At 63.0% G+C, this 18,317-nt stretch carries 19 protein-coding genes and 1 tRNA gene; 3 read left to right on the top strand and 17 right to left on the bottom strand.

Features of this window, described 5'->3' with window-relative positions:
- Positions 1–8: 8 nt before the first annotated feature.
- From C7G61_RS29940 to C7G61_RS29880, 13 genes are all read right to left on the bottom strand, one after another.
- Entirely contained in the window at positions 9–515 is a 507-nt protein-coding gene (locus C7G61_RS29940; RefSeq protein ID WP_108520585.1) for an RNA pyrophosphohydrolase, read from the bottom strand.
- Between the two features lie 196 nt (positions 516–711).
- Positions 712–1,911, bottom strand: coding sequence for a divergent polysaccharide deacetylase family protein (locus C7G61_RS29935; protein ID WP_108520583.1), 1,200 nt, complete (start codon positions 1,909–1,911; stop codon positions 712–714).
- Between the two features lie 124 nt (positions 1,912–2,035).
- Positions 2,036–3,400: a S41 family peptidase gene (locus tag C7G61_RS29930; protein ID WP_108520580.1), complete on the bottom strand. Its 1,365-nt coding sequence runs from the start codon at positions 3,398–3,400 to the stop codon at positions 2,036–2,038.
- Entirely contained in the window at positions 3,397–4,776 is a 1,380-nt protein-coding gene (locus C7G61_RS29925) for a murein hydrolase activator EnvC family protein (RefSeq protein ID WP_108520578.1), read from the bottom strand. The genes C7G61_RS29930 and C7G61_RS29925 overlap by 4 nt, the downstream gene beginning before the upstream one ends.
- A 40-nt stretch (positions 4,777–4,816) precedes the next feature.
- On the bottom strand, positions 4,817–5,299 hold the full coding sequence (gene rlmH, locus C7G61_RS29920; protein ID WP_108520575.1) for a 23S rRNA (pseudouridine(1915)-N(3))-methyltransferase RlmH: 483 nt from the start codon (positions 5,297–5,299) through the stop codon (positions 4,817–4,819).
- A gap of 113 nt (positions 5,300–5,412) precedes the next feature.
- A complete protein-coding gene (gene rsfS / locus C7G61_RS29915; RefSeq protein ID WP_108520572.1) occupies positions 5,413–5,766 on the bottom strand; it encodes a ribosome silencing factor in 354 nt (117 codons plus the stop codon).
- Between the two features lie 229 nt (positions 5,767–5,995).
- Positions 5,996–6,625 (bottom strand): nicotinate-nucleotide adenylyltransferase, encoded by a 630-nt coding sequence (locus tag C7G61_RS29910; protein WP_108520819.1) that lies wholly within the window; start codon positions 6,623–6,625, stop codon positions 5,996–5,998.
- Positions 6,626–6,656: 31 nt separating this feature from the next.
- Positions 6,657–7,949: a glutamate-5-semialdehyde dehydrogenase gene (locus C7G61_RS29905; RefSeq protein ID WP_108520570.1), complete on the bottom strand. Its 1,293-nt coding sequence runs from the start codon at positions 7,947–7,949 to the stop codon at positions 6,657–6,659.
- Positions 7,950–8,066: 117 nt separating this feature from the next.
- Positions 8,067–8,657 carry a GNAT family N-acetyltransferase gene (locus C7G61_RS29900; protein ID WP_108520568.1) on the bottom strand — a complete coding sequence of 197 codons (591 nt, stop codon included), beginning with the start codon at positions 8,655–8,657 and terminating at the stop codon, positions 8,067–8,069.
- A 165-nt stretch (positions 8,658–8,822) separates the two neighbouring features.
- The gene (gene proB, locus C7G61_RS29895) at positions 8,823–9,965 is read right to left on the bottom strand and encodes a glutamate 5-kinase (RefSeq protein ID WP_108520817.1); all 1,143 of its coding nucleotides are present in this window, start codon (positions 9,963–9,965) and stop codon (positions 8,823–8,825) included.
- A gap of 93 nt (positions 9,966–10,058) precedes the next feature.
- Entirely contained in the window at positions 10,059–11,111 is a 1,053-nt protein-coding gene (gene obgE, locus C7G61_RS29890; RefSeq protein WP_108520815.1) for a GTPase ObgE, read from the bottom strand.
- A gap of 134 nt (positions 11,112–11,245) precedes the next feature.
- Entirely contained in the window at positions 11,246–11,971 is a 726-nt protein-coding gene (locus C7G61_RS29885; RefSeq protein ID WP_108520565.1) for a hypothetical protein, read from the bottom strand.
- Positions 11,972–12,049: 78 nt separating this feature from the next.
- On the bottom strand, positions 12,050–12,535 hold the full coding sequence (locus tag C7G61_RS29880; protein ID WP_108520563.1) for a MaoC family dehydratase: 486 nt from the start codon (positions 12,533–12,535) through the stop codon (positions 12,050–12,052).
- Between the two features lie 154 nt (positions 12,536–12,689).
- On the opposite strand from C7G61_RS29880, the gene C7G61_RS29875 reads away from it, so the two are divergent.
- On the top strand, positions 12,690–13,604 hold the full coding sequence (locus C7G61_RS29875) for a DMT family transporter (RefSeq protein ID WP_108520561.1): 915 nt from the start codon (positions 12,690–12,692) through the stop codon (positions 13,602–13,604).
- A gap of 164 nt (positions 13,605–13,768) precedes the next feature.
- Here the strand turns inward: C7G61_RS29875 and C7G61_RS29870 are convergent, their stop codons facing one another.
- From C7G61_RS29870 to rplU, 3 genes are all read right to left on the bottom strand, one after another.
- On the bottom strand, positions 13,769–14,365 hold the full coding sequence (locus C7G61_RS29870; protein WP_108520559.1) for a GNAT family N-acetyltransferase: 597 nt from the start codon (positions 14,363–14,365) through the stop codon (positions 13,769–13,771).
- 124 nt (positions 14,366–14,489) lie between these two features.
- Complete coding sequence (rpmA, locus tag C7G61_RS29865; protein WP_028348532.1) at positions 14,490–14,759, bottom strand: 50S ribosomal protein L27; 270 nt, start codon at positions 14,757–14,759, stop codon at positions 14,490–14,492.
- 104 nt (positions 14,760–14,863) lie between these two features.
- Positions 14,864–15,334 (bottom strand): 50S ribosomal protein L21, encoded by a 471-nt coding sequence (rplU, locus tag C7G61_RS29860; protein WP_108520557.1) that lies wholly within the window; start codon positions 15,332–15,334, stop codon positions 14,864–14,866.
- Positions 15,335–15,707: 373 nt separating this feature from the next.
- Here rplU and C7G61_RS29855 point away from each other — a divergent pair, with 373 nt between their 5' ends.
- Positions 15,708–16,817 carry an ROK family protein gene (locus tag C7G61_RS29855; RefSeq protein WP_108520555.1) on the top strand — a complete coding sequence of 370 codons (1,110 nt, stop codon included), beginning with the start codon at positions 15,708–15,710 and terminating at the stop codon, positions 16,815–16,817.
- Between the two features lie 283 nt (positions 16,818–17,100).
- Here C7G61_RS29855 and C7G61_RS29850 read toward each other — a convergent pair whose 3' ends face one another.
- Positions 17,101–17,964, bottom strand: a complete 864-nt coding sequence (locus C7G61_RS29850) for an alpha/beta fold hydrolase (RefSeq protein ID WP_108520552.1) — start codon at positions 17,962–17,964, stop codon at positions 17,101–17,103.
- Between the two features lie 126 nt (positions 17,965–18,090).
- On the opposite strand from C7G61_RS29850, the gene C7G61_RS29845 reads away from it, so the two are divergent.
- Positions 18,091–18,180 (top strand) — tRNA-Ser (locus C7G61_RS29845).
- Positions 18,181–18,317: the final 137 nt, after the last annotated feature.

Genomic DNA, 18,317 nt, shown 5'->3' with positions numbered 1-18,317 from the left:
GAAAGCAGCTAGCCGCCCGCGAGGTTGGAGAATTCCTTGACCACGCGTTCATAGACCGGCCGCTTGAACGGCACGATCAGGTTCGGGAGATTTTTCATCGGCTCCCAGCGCCAGTTCACGAATTCGGCCTTGTGTCCGCCGCCGCCGGGGCTTGAAACGTTGATTTCGGCGTCCTTGCCGGTAAAGCGCACGGCGTACCATTTCTGCCGTTGCCCGCGGTAGCGGCCCTTCCAGGCGCGACCGGCCACCGTGCGTGGAATGTCGTAGATCAGCCAATCCGGGACTTCGCCGAGTTTTTCCACCGAGCGGACGCTGGTTTCTTCGTAAAGCTCGCGCTTGGCGGCCTCCCAGGTGTCCTCGCCGGGATCGACGCCGCCCTGCGGCATCTGCCAGACGTGGGTTTGATCGACATGTTCGATGCCGCCGGCGCGGCGGCCAATGAAGACCAGCCCGGCTGCATTGATCAGCATCATGCCGACGCAGGTCCGGTAAGGCAGGTCCTCATAGCGCGCCATGTCCCTCACGTTTCCCTTGCTTGCATCAAGTCCATCCGCAATCGGTCGGTCCAGCACGGTCCGGGAAAGTCCGGATCGCCTCCATCAGCTTGATCTCTATAGCGTTTTCGAGCGAAGTGGATACCGCTTCGCGTGAAGAAAACGCGTCAAAACAAGAATCTAGAGCTTCGGTTCTGATTGAATCAGAACCGAAGCTCTAGCCTGATTTTGATTTCAGCATCGCCGTTGTCAATGGCACAAGCATGATGCCGCGGCTGTCGAGGGTCTTGATCCAGGCGGCAAGCCGCTCGATCGAAATCGGCAGCGCCGAGGCGACGCCGACGGCCAGCCCGCGCTCCTTGGCGAGCGTCTCCAGCTTGACCAGCGTCCGGTCGATCTCGGCCGAGGTCGGCACGGCGTCGATGGTAAAATCGGCCTTGGCGAAGGGCATCGATTGGGACGCCGTCAGGGAAGGCGCGGCGCTGCGCGGCGAGGAGCCGTCATCGAGATACCCAAGGCCGCGCTTGGCCGCCTCGCGGATGATCGGCTGCATCACGGCGTCGGTGGCCGTGAAACGTGCGCCCATGAAATTGGCGATCCCTGCATAGCCCTGGAACCGGCTAAGGTGCCAGTACAGCCGGTCGATGTTCTGCTCGGGCGTCAGCGTCGTGAGCAGGGTCTGCGGGCCGGGGTCGTTGTCGGGATAGTCGAACGGCTCCATCGGAACCTGAAGCAGGATCTCGTGACGCTGCGCACGGGCCCGCTCGGCGAGCTTGGCGGGGTCTGCCCCGTAGGGGGTGAATGCCAGCGTTACGGCCGGGGGCAGCTTCATGATCGCATCGGCCGTCTTGGCGGCGCCGACACCGAGCCCGCCGACGACGATGGCGACGACAGGCATCTTGGCAGCCTTGGTGCGGTCGGCATCGGCGGCATAGACCGTAAAGGGCTTCAGGCCGTCGGCAACCACCGGAATCATGCCGTAACGGGACTTTTCCAGCAGCCGCTGGTCGATACCGGCCATGGCCATCGCCGGCGCAGGCTCTCCGCCGGTCTTGTCCGGGCCATCACTGCCGATCACGACATCCTGGCGCTTGCCGCTGGAGCCGTCGATGATGGTGACGGTCTTGTTGTCGCCGGCCGGCGCCTGCTGGGCAGATTTCGCAGCCTTTTCGGGGTGGCCGGAGGCCGTTCCAGGCTGCTTTTCGTCCGCTCCCGTTGGGCGCAGCGCGATACGGGTGACCGGTTCGCCGCCGAACGGGTTGTCGGTGAAAAGGGCTATAGCGAGGAAGGCGACCAGGAACAGGCCGAGCAGCACCGCCAGCGCCTGCATCGCAGTGAAGGGCAGCCGGAACCGGCGCTTTTGGCGCTCTGTCTTCTGCCCGAGCGGCGTGCTCAGATCGTCGGTCATTTCCGTCATGGACTTCCCCGAATCACCGGGGCCGACGATACCACGGCGGAGCAGGGCCACGGCTATTCCGCCGCCCAGCAAAAAGGGCGACCCAAAGGCCGCCCTTTTTTCGAATGCTGGCCGGTGGAGCCGATCAGTTCGCGGCCTTGGTGGCCGGCTTATCGACCGCCGCCTTGTCACCGGTTGCGGGTGCTGCGGTCGCGGTTGACTTGATGCCATGCAGCAGGTCGGCGGCCGTCTTCAGCGCCTTGTCGTCCTTGGCGTCCGGCGGGACATAGGATTGCGAGCCCGTCTTCTCGTCGCCGTCGTTTGTCTTCAGGTGGCCGCGCAGCGAGGCTTCGCCTTTGGTGTCGGTGCGTGCCTTCAGCTCGTCCGGCACATCCTGCAGCACCTCGATGTCGGGCACGATGCCCTTGGCCTGGATCGACTTGCCTGACGGCGTGTAGTAGCGCGCGGTGGTGAGGCGCAACGCGCCGTTGCCGCTGCCGAGCGGGATGATGGTCTGTACCGAGCCCTTGCCGAACGAACGGGTGCCGACCAGCGTGGCCCGCTTGTGGTCCTGCAACGCGCCGGCGACGATTTCCGACGCCGAGGCCGAGCCGCCGTTGACCAGCACGATGACCGGCTTGCCCTTGGTGATGTCGCCCGTATGGGCGGCGCGGCGCTGGGTTTCCTCGGCATTGCGGCCGCGGGTCGAGACGATCTCGCCGCGCTCCAGGAAGCTGTCGGAAACGGTGACCGCTTCCTCCAGCAAGCCACCCGGATTGTTTCGGAGGTCGATGATGTAGCCCTTCAGCTTGTCGCCGATCTGGTTCGAGAGGTTGCCGATCTCGCGCTTCAGGCCTTCGGTGGTCTGCTCGTTGAAGGTGGTGACGCGGATATAGGCGATGTCGTCCTGTTCGACGCGGGCGCGCACCGAGCGGACGCGGATGTTGTCGCGCACCAGGGTGACTTCGATCGGATTTTCCTGGCCCTTGCGGATGATCTTGAGGCGGATCTTGGTGTTGACCGGTCCGCGCATCTTCTCGACCGCCTGATTGAGGGTGAGACCCTGCACGGCTTCGTCGTCGAGATTGGTGATGATGTCGTTGGCCATGATGCCGGCCTTCGACGCCGGGGTGTCGTCGATCGGCGAGACCACCTTGATCAGGCCGTCCTCCATCGTGACCTCGATGCCGAGCCCGCCGAATTCACCGCGGGTCTGCACCTGCATGTCGCGGAAGCTCTTCGCATCCATGTAGCTGGAGTGCGGATCGAGGCCGGCCAGCATGCCCGAGATCGCCGATTCGACGAGCTTGCTGTCGTCGGGCTTCTCGACATAGTCGCTGCGCACGCGCTCGAACACGTCGCCGAACAGATTGAGTTGGCGGTAGGTGTCCGAAGTTGCAGCACGTGCACTCGAACCCATCATCAGCACAGAGCGAGGCTGCGTGACGAAGAGCGTCAAAGCCGCACCGGTGGCGGCGCTAAGAAGAATTACAGAAGTCTTGCGCATCATCCGCGAACCTTTTCGCCTTCGTTAGCGGCCCACCATGGGCCTGAATCGATTGGAGTGCCGTCCTTACGGAACTCGACATACAACACCGGCTGGCTCGCGGTCGTCGCGAGAATGGATGCAACCTGGGACGTCGATCCCATGGTCGCGACCGGCTCTCCCGTAAGTACAAACTGGCCGATGTTTACCGAAATGCGCTCCATCCCGGCGATCAGGACATGATACCCGCCCCCGGCATTAAGGATCAAGAGTTGTCCGTAGCTCCGGAAGGGCCCGGCGTAAACAACCCAGCCGTCACACGGTGTTGTGACCTGTGCCCCGGCCTTGGTTGCCAAGGAAATGCCTTTTTCTACGCCACCAGCACCGTCGGAACCGCCAAATTCGCGAATCTTGCGGCCAATGACCGGAAAAGCGAACAGGCCCTTGGCGGAGGCAAAAGCGATCGCCGGGCTTAATCGGGCAGGGTCCTTCAGCGCCCCCAGGTTGGGTTTACCGCTGGGCGCCGGCGGAGCGCCCCGCAGGCTGGCGGTTGCGGCCGCCTTGGCCGCACTCTTCAAATCCTGCTCCATTTTCGTGATCAGACCCTGCAGGCTCTCGACCTGCCTGGACAGGTTGATGGCGCGCGCACCTTCGGCCTCGACGTCCTTTTCGATCGCGCTCTGCTTGCGCTGCCGCTCTTCCACCAGCGCAGCCAGCCTGACCGAATCGTCCTTCAGCCTGTCGCGGTCCCGCGCCAGCACGTCGCGCTTGGTGGCGATGTCCCTGCGCAAATTCACCAGCTCGCCGAGATCGGTGGCAAGTTTCTCCGCGCGTCCGCGCAGTTCGGGGACGACCGATCCGAGCAGCATGGCAGTGCGCAGCGATTGCAGCGCGTCTTCGGGCCGGACCAGCAGCGCCGGCGGCGTGCGCCGGCCAGCGCGTTGCAGCGCCGCCAGCACCTCGACGATTTCGGTGCGGCGTGAATCGAGCGAAGCCCTGACCTGCTGCTCGCGGCTGTCGAGCGGGCGCAGATCGGCCTCGGTCTGGCCGATGCGGATCTCGACGCCGCGCACCTGGGTGGCGATGTCGATCAGTTGCTGGTTGAGCTTGGAGCGGTCCTGACCGATCGCCGCGATATCGGCTTTTAGTTTTTGCTGAAGTTCGGCCGCCTTGCGCTGCTGCTCGCGCGTGGCCTCCAGTTCCTCCTCGCGCTGCTTGAGGGCATCGGGGGAAACGGCTGTCGCCTGCTGCGCGGGGGCTGCGGACTGCGCTACCGCCGGCGAAAGCGATGCCGCGGCGAAGCTTGCGGAAAGCAACAGCAGGGAAAGCGAGACAGCCGAAATCAGCGGCTTGCCGCGGCCGACGGTATCGAATGAATGAAAGCCCTGCGTTGAATGCATCCGGTCTATTCGGCGTTATCTGTATTCACGTCACCGTGCCTTACGCACGATGGTATGGGTGGCCGGCCAAGATGGTCGCGGCCCGGTAAATCTGTTCAAGAAGCATGACGCGGACCATTTGATGCGGCCAGGTCGCCGAGCCGAACGCAATGCGTAATTTAGCCTTGCGCTGCAAATCGGGCGAAAGTCCGTCCGCGCCTCCGATCGCGAAAATTGTGTTGGCGATCCCCTGATCCCGCCAATCGCCGAGCTGCCGGGCGAAGGTCGCGCTATCGATGCTCTTGCCGTGCTCGTCCAGTGCCACCAGCACGGATTTCTCCGGTATCGCCGCCGCAATCGCCGTGGCTTCCTCCAATATCCGGGTCGCGGCGTCGCGCGCGCGGCTTTCCGGAATTTCATGGATCGCAAGGCCGCGAAAGCCGAGCTTGCGGCCGATGTCCTCGAAGCGCTCGCGATAGCCTTCGGCCAGTTCCTGCTCCGGGCCCTGCTTCAGCCGGCCGATTGAAACCACGACAAGGCGCATGAATACTGTTTCTGGCGTGCAGTTTCTTCTGGCGTGCAGTTTCCGGCACGCGCGCTTTTCGCGCGCGCCAGGCAGACTACATGCGCTTCAGCCGATTCGCATCGGCCGAGCGTTCAGATCGCCGCCGCTGCCGGGTTTTGCGTCCACAATCTTTCGAGATTGTAGAATTCGCGCACCTCGGGTCTGAATACGTGCACGACCACATCGCCGGAATCGATCAGCACCCAGTCGCAATTGGGCAAGCCCTCGACATGGATGTTCCTGATGCCGTTTTCCTTCAGGGCTTTCGTGACGTTTTCCGCGATCGCGCCGACGTGCCGGTTGGCCCGGCCAGTGGTGACGATCATGTAGTCGGAAAAGGCGGATTTGCCGCGAAGGTCGATGGTGATCGTTTCTTCCGCCTTCATATCGTCGAGGCGGGAGAGGATCATATTCAGCGTCTTGTCGGCGTCGGGTTGCGCCTTCAAGGCCGCAGCTTCTGTCGATGTTTTACGCGGGGTCTTGGCAGACTTGCCAGCAGTCTTGTTACCAGTCGCCTTGGGTAAAACAGACTTGGACAATACAGATGTGGCCAGGGACCATTCCTTTCACTGTATCGCGAACGCCGAATCCCGGCGTCCGCCGACTATATTAGGCATGTGGGGTTAATGGTTTCAATATTCCAGTGAGCCCCGCTTGCCGGTTCGAGCCAGATTGTCACTTCTTTGCCTTCCAGCTCCCGTCCGGGTTCCGCAAGCCGGTGGACGACATGTCCAGTTTCAGGCCGGTCAGGAAAGCCCAGGCGGGAGCATGCTGATCTGCTAGCCGGGCCGCCTGATTCTCAGGCAGCCGATAGCGCGCCAAAGCCTGCGCGGCTGGTGCGGCAAGCGCCCGAAAACTCTGTGGCGGACGGTCGATCACCGCAATCGGCACCTCTGCGGCGATGCGCCGCCAGTTTTGCCAACGATGAAATTGCGCGAGATTGTCAGCGCCCATGATCCAGACGAAGTGCACACCGGAAACGCGGCGGCGCAAATGGATGATCGTGTCGACAGTGTATCTGGTGCCGATGACAGCTTCGAGACAGCTGACGTCGATGCGCGGATCGTCGGCGACATCAAGCGCGGCGTTGGCGCGCTCGGAAAGGCCATGCAGCCGGCCGTTGTCCTTGAGCGGATTGCCCGGCGTCAGCAGCCACCAGACGCGATCGAGCTTCAGGCGCTTGATCGCAAACAGGCTGATGGCGCGATGCGCCGCGTGCGGCGGATTGAACGAACCGCCGAGCAGGCCTACGCGCATGCCGTTGGTATGGAAGGGGATGGCTTGCGCGGCGGATTGCAATTGCATCAGCCGGGTCACCGCGTGCACTGGCTGGCGTTCACGGCCGCGTCTGCCCGGTGCCGTGAACACGATATTTGAAGCTCGTCAGTTGCTCGGCGCCAACAGGGCCGCGGGCGTGGAATTTGCCGGTGGCAATACCGATCTCGGCGCCGAAGCCGAACTCGCCGCCATCGGCGAACTGCGTCGAGGCGTTGTGCAGCACGATCGCGGAATCGACCTCGCTGAGGAATTTCTCGGCGGCCTTTGTATCCTCGGCCACGATCGCGTCGGTGTGGCGCGAGCCGTGGTTCTGGATATGCGTGATCGCAGCATCGACGCCGTCGACGACGCGCGCGGCGATGATGGCGTCGAGATACTCGGTGTCCCAGTCTTCGTCGGACGCGGGCTTCACGCGCGTATCGATCTTCTGCACGGCCGCGTCGCCGCGCACCTCGCAGCCGGATTCGATCAGCATCTCGACCAGCGGCTTCAGCGTGGTTTCACCAGCCGCGCGATCGACCAGCAGGGTCTCGGCCGCACCGCAGACGCCGGTCCGGCGCATTTTGGCATTCAGCACGATCGACTTCGCCATATCCAGATTGGCGGAGCGATCGACATAGACGTGATTGACGCCTTCGAGATGCGCGAACACCGGCACGCGGGCTTCCGCCTCGACACGCGCGACGAGGCTTTTTCCCCCGCGCGGTACGATGACGTCGATGCCGCCGTTCAAGCCGCTCAGCAACAGGCCCACGGCGGCGCGATCGCGCGTCGGCACCAGCGTGATCGCCGCTTCGGGGAGACCCGCCTCGCGAAGCCCCTGTACCAGGCAATCGTGAATCGCACGGCAGGAGCGGAAACTGTCGGAGCCGCCGCGCAGGATCACCGCGTTGCCCGACTTCAGGCACAGCACGCCCGCATCGGCCGCGACGTTGGGACGGCTTTCGAAGATCACGCCGATCACGCCGAGCGGCACGCGCACGCGCTCGATGGTCATGCCGTTCGGGCGCTGCCAGCTCTCGGTGACGGTGCCGACGGGATCGGCGATCTGACGCACGGTGGCGACGCCGTCGGCCATCGCCTCGATGCGCGCCGGCGTCAGCGACAGGCGATCGATGAAGGCTGATGTCGCACCGCCGGCGCGAACCTCGGCGACATCCTCGGCATTGGCCGCGAGAATGGCCTGCGCATGGCTGCGAATGGCGCGTGCGATGGCGTCAAGCGCGCGGTTCTTCTGCTCGGGCGAGGTAAGCGCCAGCACCCGCGCGGCGGCGCGGGCGCGGGCAGCGAGATCGGTCATCAAAGCGGGCAGATCGGCGGTGCCGTCGATTGCCTTGAGCGGCGCGGTCATCAGAGGTCTCGGGTCTTGAGTTAAGGCCATGTCCTAGCACGGAAATTGAAGGTTTGGCGAGGTGCCGAAGGGGCATGGCTGGCGGTCGATGGACCCGCGGGAGGCAGGCTTGGTCCGTCAGCGTGCCGGGCGAAACATCGGAAACAGCGGTGGCGATGACCCTACCTGGATGGTGCCCCGGAGCTCGAAGCCATGCCGTTGATACAGCGTGATATTGGCTGGATTAGTGGATTCAAGGTAAGCCGCGACATGATCCTGATCGCACCGGCGAAGGGTGTCTTCCAGGAGAGCTGCGCCGTAACCGTTGCGATGGCGGGCCGGATCGACGCCGATCAGCGGCAGGTACCAGTGCGGCTCCTGCGGATGGTAGGCAGCCATCGCTTCGAACACGGCGGCAAACTCGCTTTCCCGTTCCGGCGGCAAACTTGCCCCGATCGCCGCGTCATCGAGCTCTCTACCCGGCGGGAGCCAAAGCGCTGCTCCCGCGAAGTTCTCGACGTGACGCGCAGTTCCTTCGGTGAAAGCGCCGCCGCCAAACGCGCGCACCAGTACCGGGAAGCGAGCCAGATACTGCGCCGGCTCGGGATAGGTCCAGCGGGTTACCGGATCCGCACTGAAGGCGAGCGTAAGGACGGCGACTGCGCGTTCGATATCGGCCGGCGCGACGGCGGCTACGGTCGGAATGGCAAGTGACTTCGAAGGGCTCATGAGGCGCCTCGCGGTGGCAGTTTTACGGAGATGGTGGTTGTTTGATTGCTCCGCCACGCCATTTCGAATTCTTTGCGCTCCGACGCGAACTACGATTTGATTTCCAGCGAAACAATCAGGGTTACTGACGTAACGATGCCGGCACTCGGCAACTCGGCCAATGGCCTACTTTGCCGGAATCGCCCCGCTCGGGCCCACCACCAGATCGTCGCGATGGATCATTTCCGCGCGGCCTGAGATGCCGAGGATCGCCATCACGTCCGGTGAGGAGCGGCCTTTGATCTTTTCGGCATCCTCCGCGTCGTAGGCGACGAGGCCGCGGCCTATTTCGTGGGTGTCGGGGCCGCGCACCACGACCGCATCGCCGCGGGCGAACTGGCCCTCGATCCGGATCACGCCGGCCGGCAGCAGGCTTTTGCCTGCGCGCAATGCGGCAACCGCGCCGGCATCGATGGTCAGCGTGCCCTTCGGCTCCAGCGAGCCCGCGATCCAGCGCTTTCGCGCGGTGACGGGATTGGCTGGTGTCAGGAACCAGGTGCAGCGGCCGCCATCCGCAATGGCCTGCAGCGGATGCTCGATCTTGCCCGACGCAATCAGCATATGCGTGCCGGATGTGGTCGCGATCTTCGCCGCCTCGATCTTGGTGAACATGCCGCCGCGCGACAGTTCGGATTCGGCCGCGCCCGCCATGCCCTCGATCTCCGAGGTGACGGATTCGACGATTGGAATCAGTTTGGCGTTGGGATTGGCGCCGGGCGGCGCGTCATAGAGGCCATCGATATCGGACAACAGGATCAAGAGATCGGCGCTCGCCATGGTGGCGACGCGCGCGGCGAGGCGATCATTGTCGCCATAGCGAATTTCGTTGGTTGCCACCGTGTCGTTCTCGTTGATCACGGGCACCGCGCGCCATTCCAGCAATTTGGCGATGGTCGAGCGGGCGTTGAGATAGCGGCGGCGCTCCTCGGTGTCCTGCAGCGTCACCAAAATCTGGCCGGCGCCGATGCCGTGAGCCCCGAGCACTTCCGACCAGATCCGCGCCAGCGCGATCTGGCCCACCGCGGCGGCGCCCTGGCTTTCCTCGAGCTTCAACGTGCCGCGCGGCAATTTCAAACGGCTGCGGCCGAGCGCAATCGAACCGGACGAGACCACCAGGACGTCGCGGCCTTCGCCGTGCAGCTTGGCGATATCGGCCGCCAGCGCCGCCAGCCACGCCGAGCGAACCTCGCCCGCATGGGAGTCGATCAGGAGCGAGGAGCCGACCTTGACGACGATGCGGCGAAAGTTTTTGAGCGCGGGGCGTTTCATGGGTGCGGTCGAATGAGGCGGATGGTCGGGAAGCAATACGCGCCAGTTCGCTTGTTTGGAAGTGGCGCGAGCCGCGGGAAGGCGAAGTTTGCGTCAGCCCTGCGGCGTTGCCGGCGCCCACGGCTCCGCCTGGCCGCCCTTGGCCTTCAGCGACACCGGCGCTTCGCCGATCACCTCGACCAGCGCCTTGAGTGCTTCCGGCACGCCTTCACCGGTCACGCCCGAAAGCAACAGCGGCGTCTTTTTCGCGGCGCGTTTCAGCCGGTCCTTCTGCTTCTTCAATTCGTCCGGCGCAACCGCGTCGATCTTGTTCAGCGCCACGATCTCGATCTTGTCGGCGAGATGTCCCTCATAGGCCTCGAGCTCGGTCCGCACCGTCTTGTAGGCCTTGCCGGCATGTTCGCAGGTCGCATCGATCAGATGCAGCAGCACGCGGCAGCGCTCGACATGGCCGAGAAAGCGGTCGCCGAGCCCTGCGCCTTCATGCGCTCCCTCGATCAGCCCGGGAATGTCGGCGAGCACGAATTCACGGCCCTGCGCATTCACGACGCCGAGCTGCGGATGCAGCGTCGTGAACGGATAGTCGGCGATCTTCGGCTTGGCCGCGCTGACGACGGAGAGGAAGGTCGACTTGCCGGCATTGGGCAGGCCGACGAGGCCGGCATCCGCAATCAGTTTCAGCCGCAGCCAGATCCAGCGCTCCTCGCCTTCCTGGCCGGGATTGGCGTTGCGCGGCGTGCGGTTGGTGGAGGATTTGAAATGCGCGTTGCCGAAGCCGCCATTGCCGCCTTCGGCGAGCACGAATTTTTCGCCGAGCTCGGTGAAGTCGTGGATCAGCGTTTCGCGATCCTCATCGAAAATCTGGGTGCCGACCGGAACCTTGAGCACGATCGATTTACCGTTGGCGCCATGGCGGTCCTTGCCCATGCCATTGGTGCCCTTCGGCGCCTTGAAGTGCTGCTGGTAGCGATAGTCGATCAGCGTGTTCAGCCCGTCGGCGACCTCGACGATGACGTCGCCGCCACGGCCGCCATTGCCGCCGGAGGGGCCGCCGAACTCGATGAACTTCTCGCGGCGGAACGCCACGCAGCCGTTACCGCCGTCGCCGGAGCGGATATAGACCTTTGCCTCGTCAAGGAATTTCATGATGGCCACTAGGTAAGGCAGGGGGGCCCTAACGGCAACCCTCAATGCCCGCAACATTGGCGAAAAGCCTTAATTTTCGGGCCTTTTGAGGGCTGGTAGATGCTAGCCGGCAGAGACTTCCACGCCCCGTTCCATTACCGGGCTTGTTCCCATTGCGCCATGGCCTCTCGGAAGACCTGCCCGCCGCGATACCCTTTCTCGACGGTGAGGATGCCGCGGCGCTGATTGGCATACACCATCGGAATATCGAACCATGACCGTTCCTTTAAAAGCTGCAGATTGCGCTGGCGATCGACTTCAAGGCTCGACAGGCTGACCAGAAATGAACCCTTGGTGATCCTGGTCGCCAGAGCAGCAAACGGAGTGCCTCTCGCACGCTCCGAGTATTTCAACATCATGCCCGGCACGGTTACGACCTGGCCGCCCGCCACATCCCGCGGCTGCTCAAACATCATTGCCACGAAGTGACTTGCCGATGCCGATCTGTCGGTATTCTGGCTGAAGTCCATTGCCACTTTCATCGCGAGGTCCGGGATATCGATCTCCGCATGCACAACGACCCTATCCGGCTGTCCTGCGGCCTTGATCAGATCGAGGCTCCAGCACACCGAACCGGCATGCCGTTCACCGTATGGATTGGTCTGGACTTCGTTGATCACCGCCGCAGCGCTCAATTGCTGATCTCTGGCGGACGTTGATACGGTTTGATTGTCGCATGCGCCCGCTTTGGCCGTAATCGTTGTCAGCAAGGCCGACAAAGCGCCGATGAAAAGCAGAAGCAGGCACTGCCCGGTGAGGCGCATCACGGTGCGGGATTGCGAATGCGGCGCGTTATAAGGGCTCAAACTGTTCGCAACCACGATATTCCCGCCAAGATTGTTTCGACGAAAAACTACCCGTGTAACTCGATTTTGGCAAGCCGCAGTGCGCGGTGGCCGCTACGGCTGGGCAGGTCGACGGCGGATGAGAAATTTTTGCGTCCCTTCCAGCACGAGCTCCTTGCGTTGGTTGAACACGGTCGAGCGCAGCGTCACCACACCGGTCGAGCGGCCGGGTACAAGCTCGGTCACTTCGAGCGCGGGATAGATGGTGTCGCCGGCATAGACGGGTTTGAGGAACTTGCTCGATTGTTCGAGGAATCCCACCAGCGATTCCTCGACGATATAGGGAAACAGCCCGGCGCCCGGCGCGGTGTGGACCAGGGTCTGAAAACCATGCGCGAGCAGGTCCGGCATGCCGCGGGCGCGGCAATATTCGACGTCGTAGTGGATCGGATGGGTATCGCCGCTCGCCGTCTGGAACGCGGCGAACACCGCCGGGGTCTGGGTCCGGCTCGGGATCACAAAGCGTTCGCCGAGCACGAAATCCTCGAACCACCGCTGTTCGCTCACCATGCGATGCTGTGCGGGGTCGAAGTCGGTCATCTCGGATTTTCCTGCGCTGGTGAGAGATGAATGTACCGGTACCGCAGCGAAGGAACTGCGACAATTGGTTCAATTCGTCATGCCCGGGCTTGTCCCGGGCATCCACGTCTATAAAACGGCAACGCAAGAACCAAGAAACGGCCGCTGATCTCCGATGAGCCTGTTCGCCAAAATCTCCACTTATGACGAACGCTCCGCGCGGCTGGCCGGCATCAGCTTGATGCTGCTGTCGATCTTCATGTTCTCGTTCGGCGATGCGCTCGGCAAATACATGGTTGCGACCTATTCGGTCGGGCAATTGCTGTGGCTGCGCGCCTGTGCGGCGCTATTGGTGCTGTTGCCGGTGATCTGGAAGCAGCGCGCCGAATTCACCCGTCTTGAACGGCCGTGGCTGCAATTGCTTCGCATCACGCTGTCGACGCTCGAAGTCGCGGCCTTCTTCCTCGCCACCGTCTATCTGCCGCTCGCCGACGTCATCACCTACTACCTTGCCTCGCCGATCTTCGTCACCGCGCTGTCTGGCATCGTGCTCGGCGAGCACGTCGGCTGGCGGCGCTGGACCGCGATCCTGATCGGGTTCTGCGGCGTGCTGATTGCACTGCGCCCGTCCACGCAAACCGTGAGCTGGCCTGCGATGATCGCACTCGGCGGCAGCCTGTCGTTTGCGTTCCTGATGCTGATCACGCGCTCGCTGCGGTCGACGCCGGATATCGTGCTGACGACGTCGCAATTCGGCGGCACGTTTCTGCTCGGCGCGCTGATGTCACCGATCGGCTGGGTGACGCCGACGATTGGCAGTCTGGCCCTGTTCGCCGCGGCGGGAGTTACTTCGGTCGTCGCGCTGCTATGCATCAACCGTTCGCTGAAGCTGGCGCCGGCCAGCGTCGTGGTGCCGTATCAATATTCGATGATCGTGTGGGCGGTGATCTTCGGCTTCGTGGTGTGGGGCGACGTGCCGTCGATATCGACGCTGATCGGCGCGGTGATCATCATCGGCGCGGGCATTTATATCTTCCTGCGAGAACAGCAGCTCGGCCGTGAGGAAACGGTGGTCAATCCGCCGGCGTAGATAATTCTTGTGGTCCCTGCGAACGCAGGGACCCATACCGCGTGCTCTCTCTTGTGAACACGAATGATAGACGCCTCGTAACCCATCAGCGCCGCGGAGTATGGGTCCCTGCGTTCGCAGGGACGACGGCTGTGTTGCGGTGGTGGCGGCTAGCTAGTTACCGCTCATCTCCTCGTCGAACTTCCCCAGTTCTTCAGCGACGACCAGACGCCGCGCGTCAGGCGGAAGCGGTCGACCGGGGTCGAGGATCCCAGCGCCTCGAAGCGGTGCAGCTCGACGCCGCTCCACTGGAAGCCGCATTTCTCCAGGATGTTGCGCGAGGCCGGGTTCGCGACGCGGGCACCTGAAATCAGGTGCTCGGCATCGAATTCCTCAAAGAAGAAATCGATCACCGCGCGCGCGGCTTCGGTGCCGAAACCCTGGCCCCAATGCGCGACGCCGAGCCAGTAGCCGAGCTCCGGCGCGTCCGGCGCGCTGCGGTCGATGCCGACCATGCCGACGGGCGAATAGTTCTGTTCGATCAGGAACACGGTCTCGCTGTTATCGGTGGACGTCGCGCGCACGAATTCGACCGCGTGGTCCTGCAGATAGGGATGCGGCAGGCGGCGGGTGTTTTCCGCAATGCGGCGATCGTTGGCGAGATGCGCAATCGCTTTTACGTCCGCGAGCGTCGGCCGGCGCAACGTCAGCCGTTCGGTCTCGAGGACGCAGCTACTTGTCCCGCGCAAGGCCGGGGTTGGGATCGGGATGTCCTGCAACATGTCGGGCTCCTGATTGCGAAAATGCGCAAAATAAAAAGGGGAGGCCGGTTTCCCGCCTCCCCTTGGAGCCCTTTTCGACTCCGCCGGTTCAACAGGACCCGGCGGACTCAGATGTGTCCACCGTCTATTCGGCCGCCTCCGTCATCGGAACTACCGATACGAAAGTGCGACCGTTGGCTTTTGCACGAAATTCGACATGACCTTCGACCTTGGCAAAGAGAGTATGGTCGGTGCCCATGCCGACATTAAGGCCGGGATGCCATGTGGTGCCGCGCTGACGCGCGATAATGTTGCCGGGAATCACGTGCTCGCCGCCATAGGCCTTGATGCCCAGGCGCTTGCCCGCTGAATCGCGTCCGTTTCGCGATGAACCGCCTGCTTTTTTGTGAGCCATGGCCCGTCTCCGACTTCGCTAATATTTAGATCAATTCCTTGACGGAATCATTTCACTTTTTGTCGCGTTTCAATTTTTCGTTGAAGCGCATCACTTCTTGTCGCTCAGGCCTTTTTGGCCGGAGCCTTCTTTGCGGCGGGCTTCGCCGCGGCTTTTTTCGCGGGCGCCTTCTTCTTGGCGGCCTTCGGTGCCTCGTCGTCGCCCTCAGCGGCGGGCGCTACGACCTTTTCCCTCTTCGGCCGCGGGCCGATCGAAGGTTTGGCGTTATCGGTCAGGATCTCGGTGATGCGAAGCACCGTGATCTCGTCGCGATAGCCGCGCTTGCGGCGCGAATTCTTGCGGCGACGCTTCTTGAACGCGATCACCTTGGGGCCGCGCTTGTGATCCAGCACTTCGGCCGCAACGGAAGCGCCTGCCACCGTCGGCGTGCCCAGCACCGGCGTATCAGCGCCGACCACCAGAACTTCACCAAGCTGCACGATCGTACCGACATCGCCGGCGATCTTGCCTATCTCGAGCACATCATCCGGAACGACGCGGTATTGCCGGCCGCCGGTTTTGATGACTGCGAACATCGTTTTTTTCCTTCGTGTTCGATCCCGGCCTCGGACATATTCCCAACAGGGCTGCCCGGGTCGGCTTTTTGGTCAGTCGTTATGGGTACGATTTTCGCGCGGCCAGGGTGCGAACCCCACAGAACAGGGGCGAGCGCCTTCAGAATTCGCGCAAAAACAAGCGGCGCGAGAAATCCCGCGCCGGATGCGGGGACTTATAGCCTGAGAAAGCCGTGAGTCAAGGCAAACAACCCGTAAAACCGGCCAAAAATGCAGGATTTGGCGCATTTCCCGGCGATCCGGCCTGCCGCAGCGGCTCTGCGGCGAGCCTCCCATGAAACCAATGGGTTCCCCGTCCGTTGTCGCCAGCGAAATCCGGCAGGGGCTTGGGCACATGGCAGAGGACACCATAACGACCACGGGCATCGCCCGCCACGGCGCCACCCGGCTGCCGTCGGTCGAGGTCGACAGTTTCAACATCGAACTGAAGGATGACGAGGGCTTTCTCGGCGACCGCGCCAGCAAGGGAGCTTTCCGCAAGATCCTCGACGGCTTGCGCAAGCCGCTGAAGAAAAACGGCGACGATCCCTTGGGGAAAAAGCCGGCCGGCGAGATCGCCAAGCCCGAGCTCGACGAGGCGCTGACTGGCGACGATATCGGCGCCGCAGCCCTGGTGCATGGAGCGATCGAGGAATTCGCCCAGGAGCTGGCCTATGTGACCGGGCGGTTTCTCAAGACCAAGGCGTGGGCCGATACCGAGCGCATCGTGGTCGGCGGCGGTTTCCGGCAGAGCCGTGTCGGCGAGCTCGCCATTGCCCGCACCAACATCATCCTCAAGGCGGAAGATTTCGACGTCGATCTGGTGCCGATCCGCTTTCATCCCGATGACGCCGGCCTGATCGGCACGCTGCATTTGGCGCCGTCGTGGATTTTCGAGGGCCATGACAGCATCCTTGGCGTCGATATCGGCGGCACCAACATACGCTGCGGCGTGGTGGAGACGCGCTGGAAGAAGGCGCCCGACCTTTCCAAGGCCGAGGTCTGGAAGTCCGAGTTGTGGCGGCACGCCGACGACGAGCCAACGCGCGAAGGCGCGGTGAAGCGGCTGGTCAAGATGCTGAAGGATTTGATCACGGCGGCCGAAACCGAAGGCCTGAAGCTCGCGCCCTTTATCGGTATCGCCTGTCCCGGCGTGATCGACGAGGACGGCTCGATCGAAAAGGGTGCGCAGAACCTGCCGGGCAACTGGGAGAGCAGCAGGTTCAACCTGCCCGCAAGCCTGGTGGAAGCGATTCCGCAGATCGGCGATCACGACACCGCCGTGCTGATGCACAATGACGCCGTGGTGCAGGGCCTGTCCGAAGTTCCCTTCATGCAGGACGTCGAGCGCTGGGGCGTGCTGACCATCGGCACCGGCCTCGGCAATGCGCGCTTTACCAATCGGCGCAAGGACAGCGGCAAGGACAATGGCAAGGAGGAGAAGGCGAAGAAGGGGCGGGATTAGAGCGGTTTCCAGCGAAAGCTGGCCCCGCAATTATACGGAGGGTGGAGACCGGTTTCGCGTCAAGAAAACGCGTCAAAGCAAATATTCAGCGCCTCCGCGCGGGCGGTAAGGTTGACTGGTTAGGTTAAAATCGGGTTCGCGTTGCCGTTTCGCTCCGCCTTGCTACCGTCATTTCGTCGCTCCGGCTGGCCGGCGAAGCCGCACTTCCCGGCCAGAATTTCAAAGCAGCGGCACGGGACCGTCAGTTTTTTGTCGCGTCTGGCGGTCCCACCCCATTTTTTCTTCAGCTCCAGCCGATGCGCGTAAAGAACGCCGCAATCTCCGATGCTGCGCGATCGGGATCCTCGCGATGGGGGAAGTGACCGACATCCGGAAACATCGCGAGATCGAGATTTGTAAAGGTCTCGCCAAGCCGGTCGGTCCATTCATAGGGAAACAGCGGATCATGCTCGGCCCAGCGAACGCAGGTCGGCACGCCGATCGGCGGTAGCGCTGGGGCTTCACCCTTCATCATCCTGATCCGGCCGGCATGGGCTGCGCGGTAATGCGCGAAGCCACCGGCAAGGTTTCCGTCCTTGAGGAAATTGTCGGTGAAGGCCTCGAGTTGATCGTCAAAGGCGTGTTTGCGATGCGACCAGGCTTTCAGGAAATGCCCGATATAAAGCCGGCAGCTTTCGCGGCTCGCGCCGACGAGGGCAGCCGCCATCTCCATCTGGTGAAAGGATTGATACCAGATGTTGTTGAGGCGGTCCGGCTCCGCCATCCGCGGTCCTACTCCAGGATAGACGAAATCGAAGAAGAACAGGCCGGTGATACGCCCGGGCGCCAGCCGCGCCAGCGGCTGCATCAATGCACCGCCGACATCGTGACCGACGATGCCGGCCTGCGCGAGGCCAAGCGCATCCATCAGCGCCAGCATGTCGGCGGCCTGCTGGTCGGGTCCGAACGGCCCCTCCGGCTTGTCGCTGTCGCCGAAGCCGCGCAGGTCGGGAGCATATAGCGTGAAGCGATCGGCGAGCCGCGTCATCACCGGCTCCCAGGTGAGCCAGAATTCGGGCCAGCCATGCAGCAACAGCAGCGGTCGTCCGGCGCCCATGCGGGCCACGTGAAGGGCCGCGCCATTGGCCTGAACCGTCAAATGCTCCATTTTGGGCTCCTTTTTTGCTTCCTGGCGCGGCCACGGATTTCTTGGCCCCGCGCCTTGTCTGGCCCGTCATCCTCGCCTAGAACACGCCCCGACCGCGGGTCGAGGAATCACCCGAAAATGGCGCCTGGAGAGGTGGCAGAGTGGTCGAATGCACCGCACTCGAAATGCGGCATAGGTGCAAGCCTATCGGGGGTTCGAATCCCTCCCTCTCCGCCAAAGTTCATTGTGTCCAGCCCGGAGACATAGGTAACGGGTCGTACCTAAGACATGGGTGACAACCTCGTGCCGAACGGGTTGTCGAGGGGTTGCAGGGTTTTCTGCTCCAGGTCGAAGTATCCAAGATCATAGTGCAT

This window comes from Bradyrhizobium algeriense (genome assembly GCF_003062295.1).
GTDB lineage: Bacteria > Pseudomonadota > Alphaproteobacteria > Rhizobiales > Xanthobacteraceae > Bradyrhizobium > Bradyrhizobium algeriense.
The sequence above is the reverse complement of the archived record's forward strand: the minus strand, read 5'-3'. Positions and strand labels throughout refer to the sequence as shown.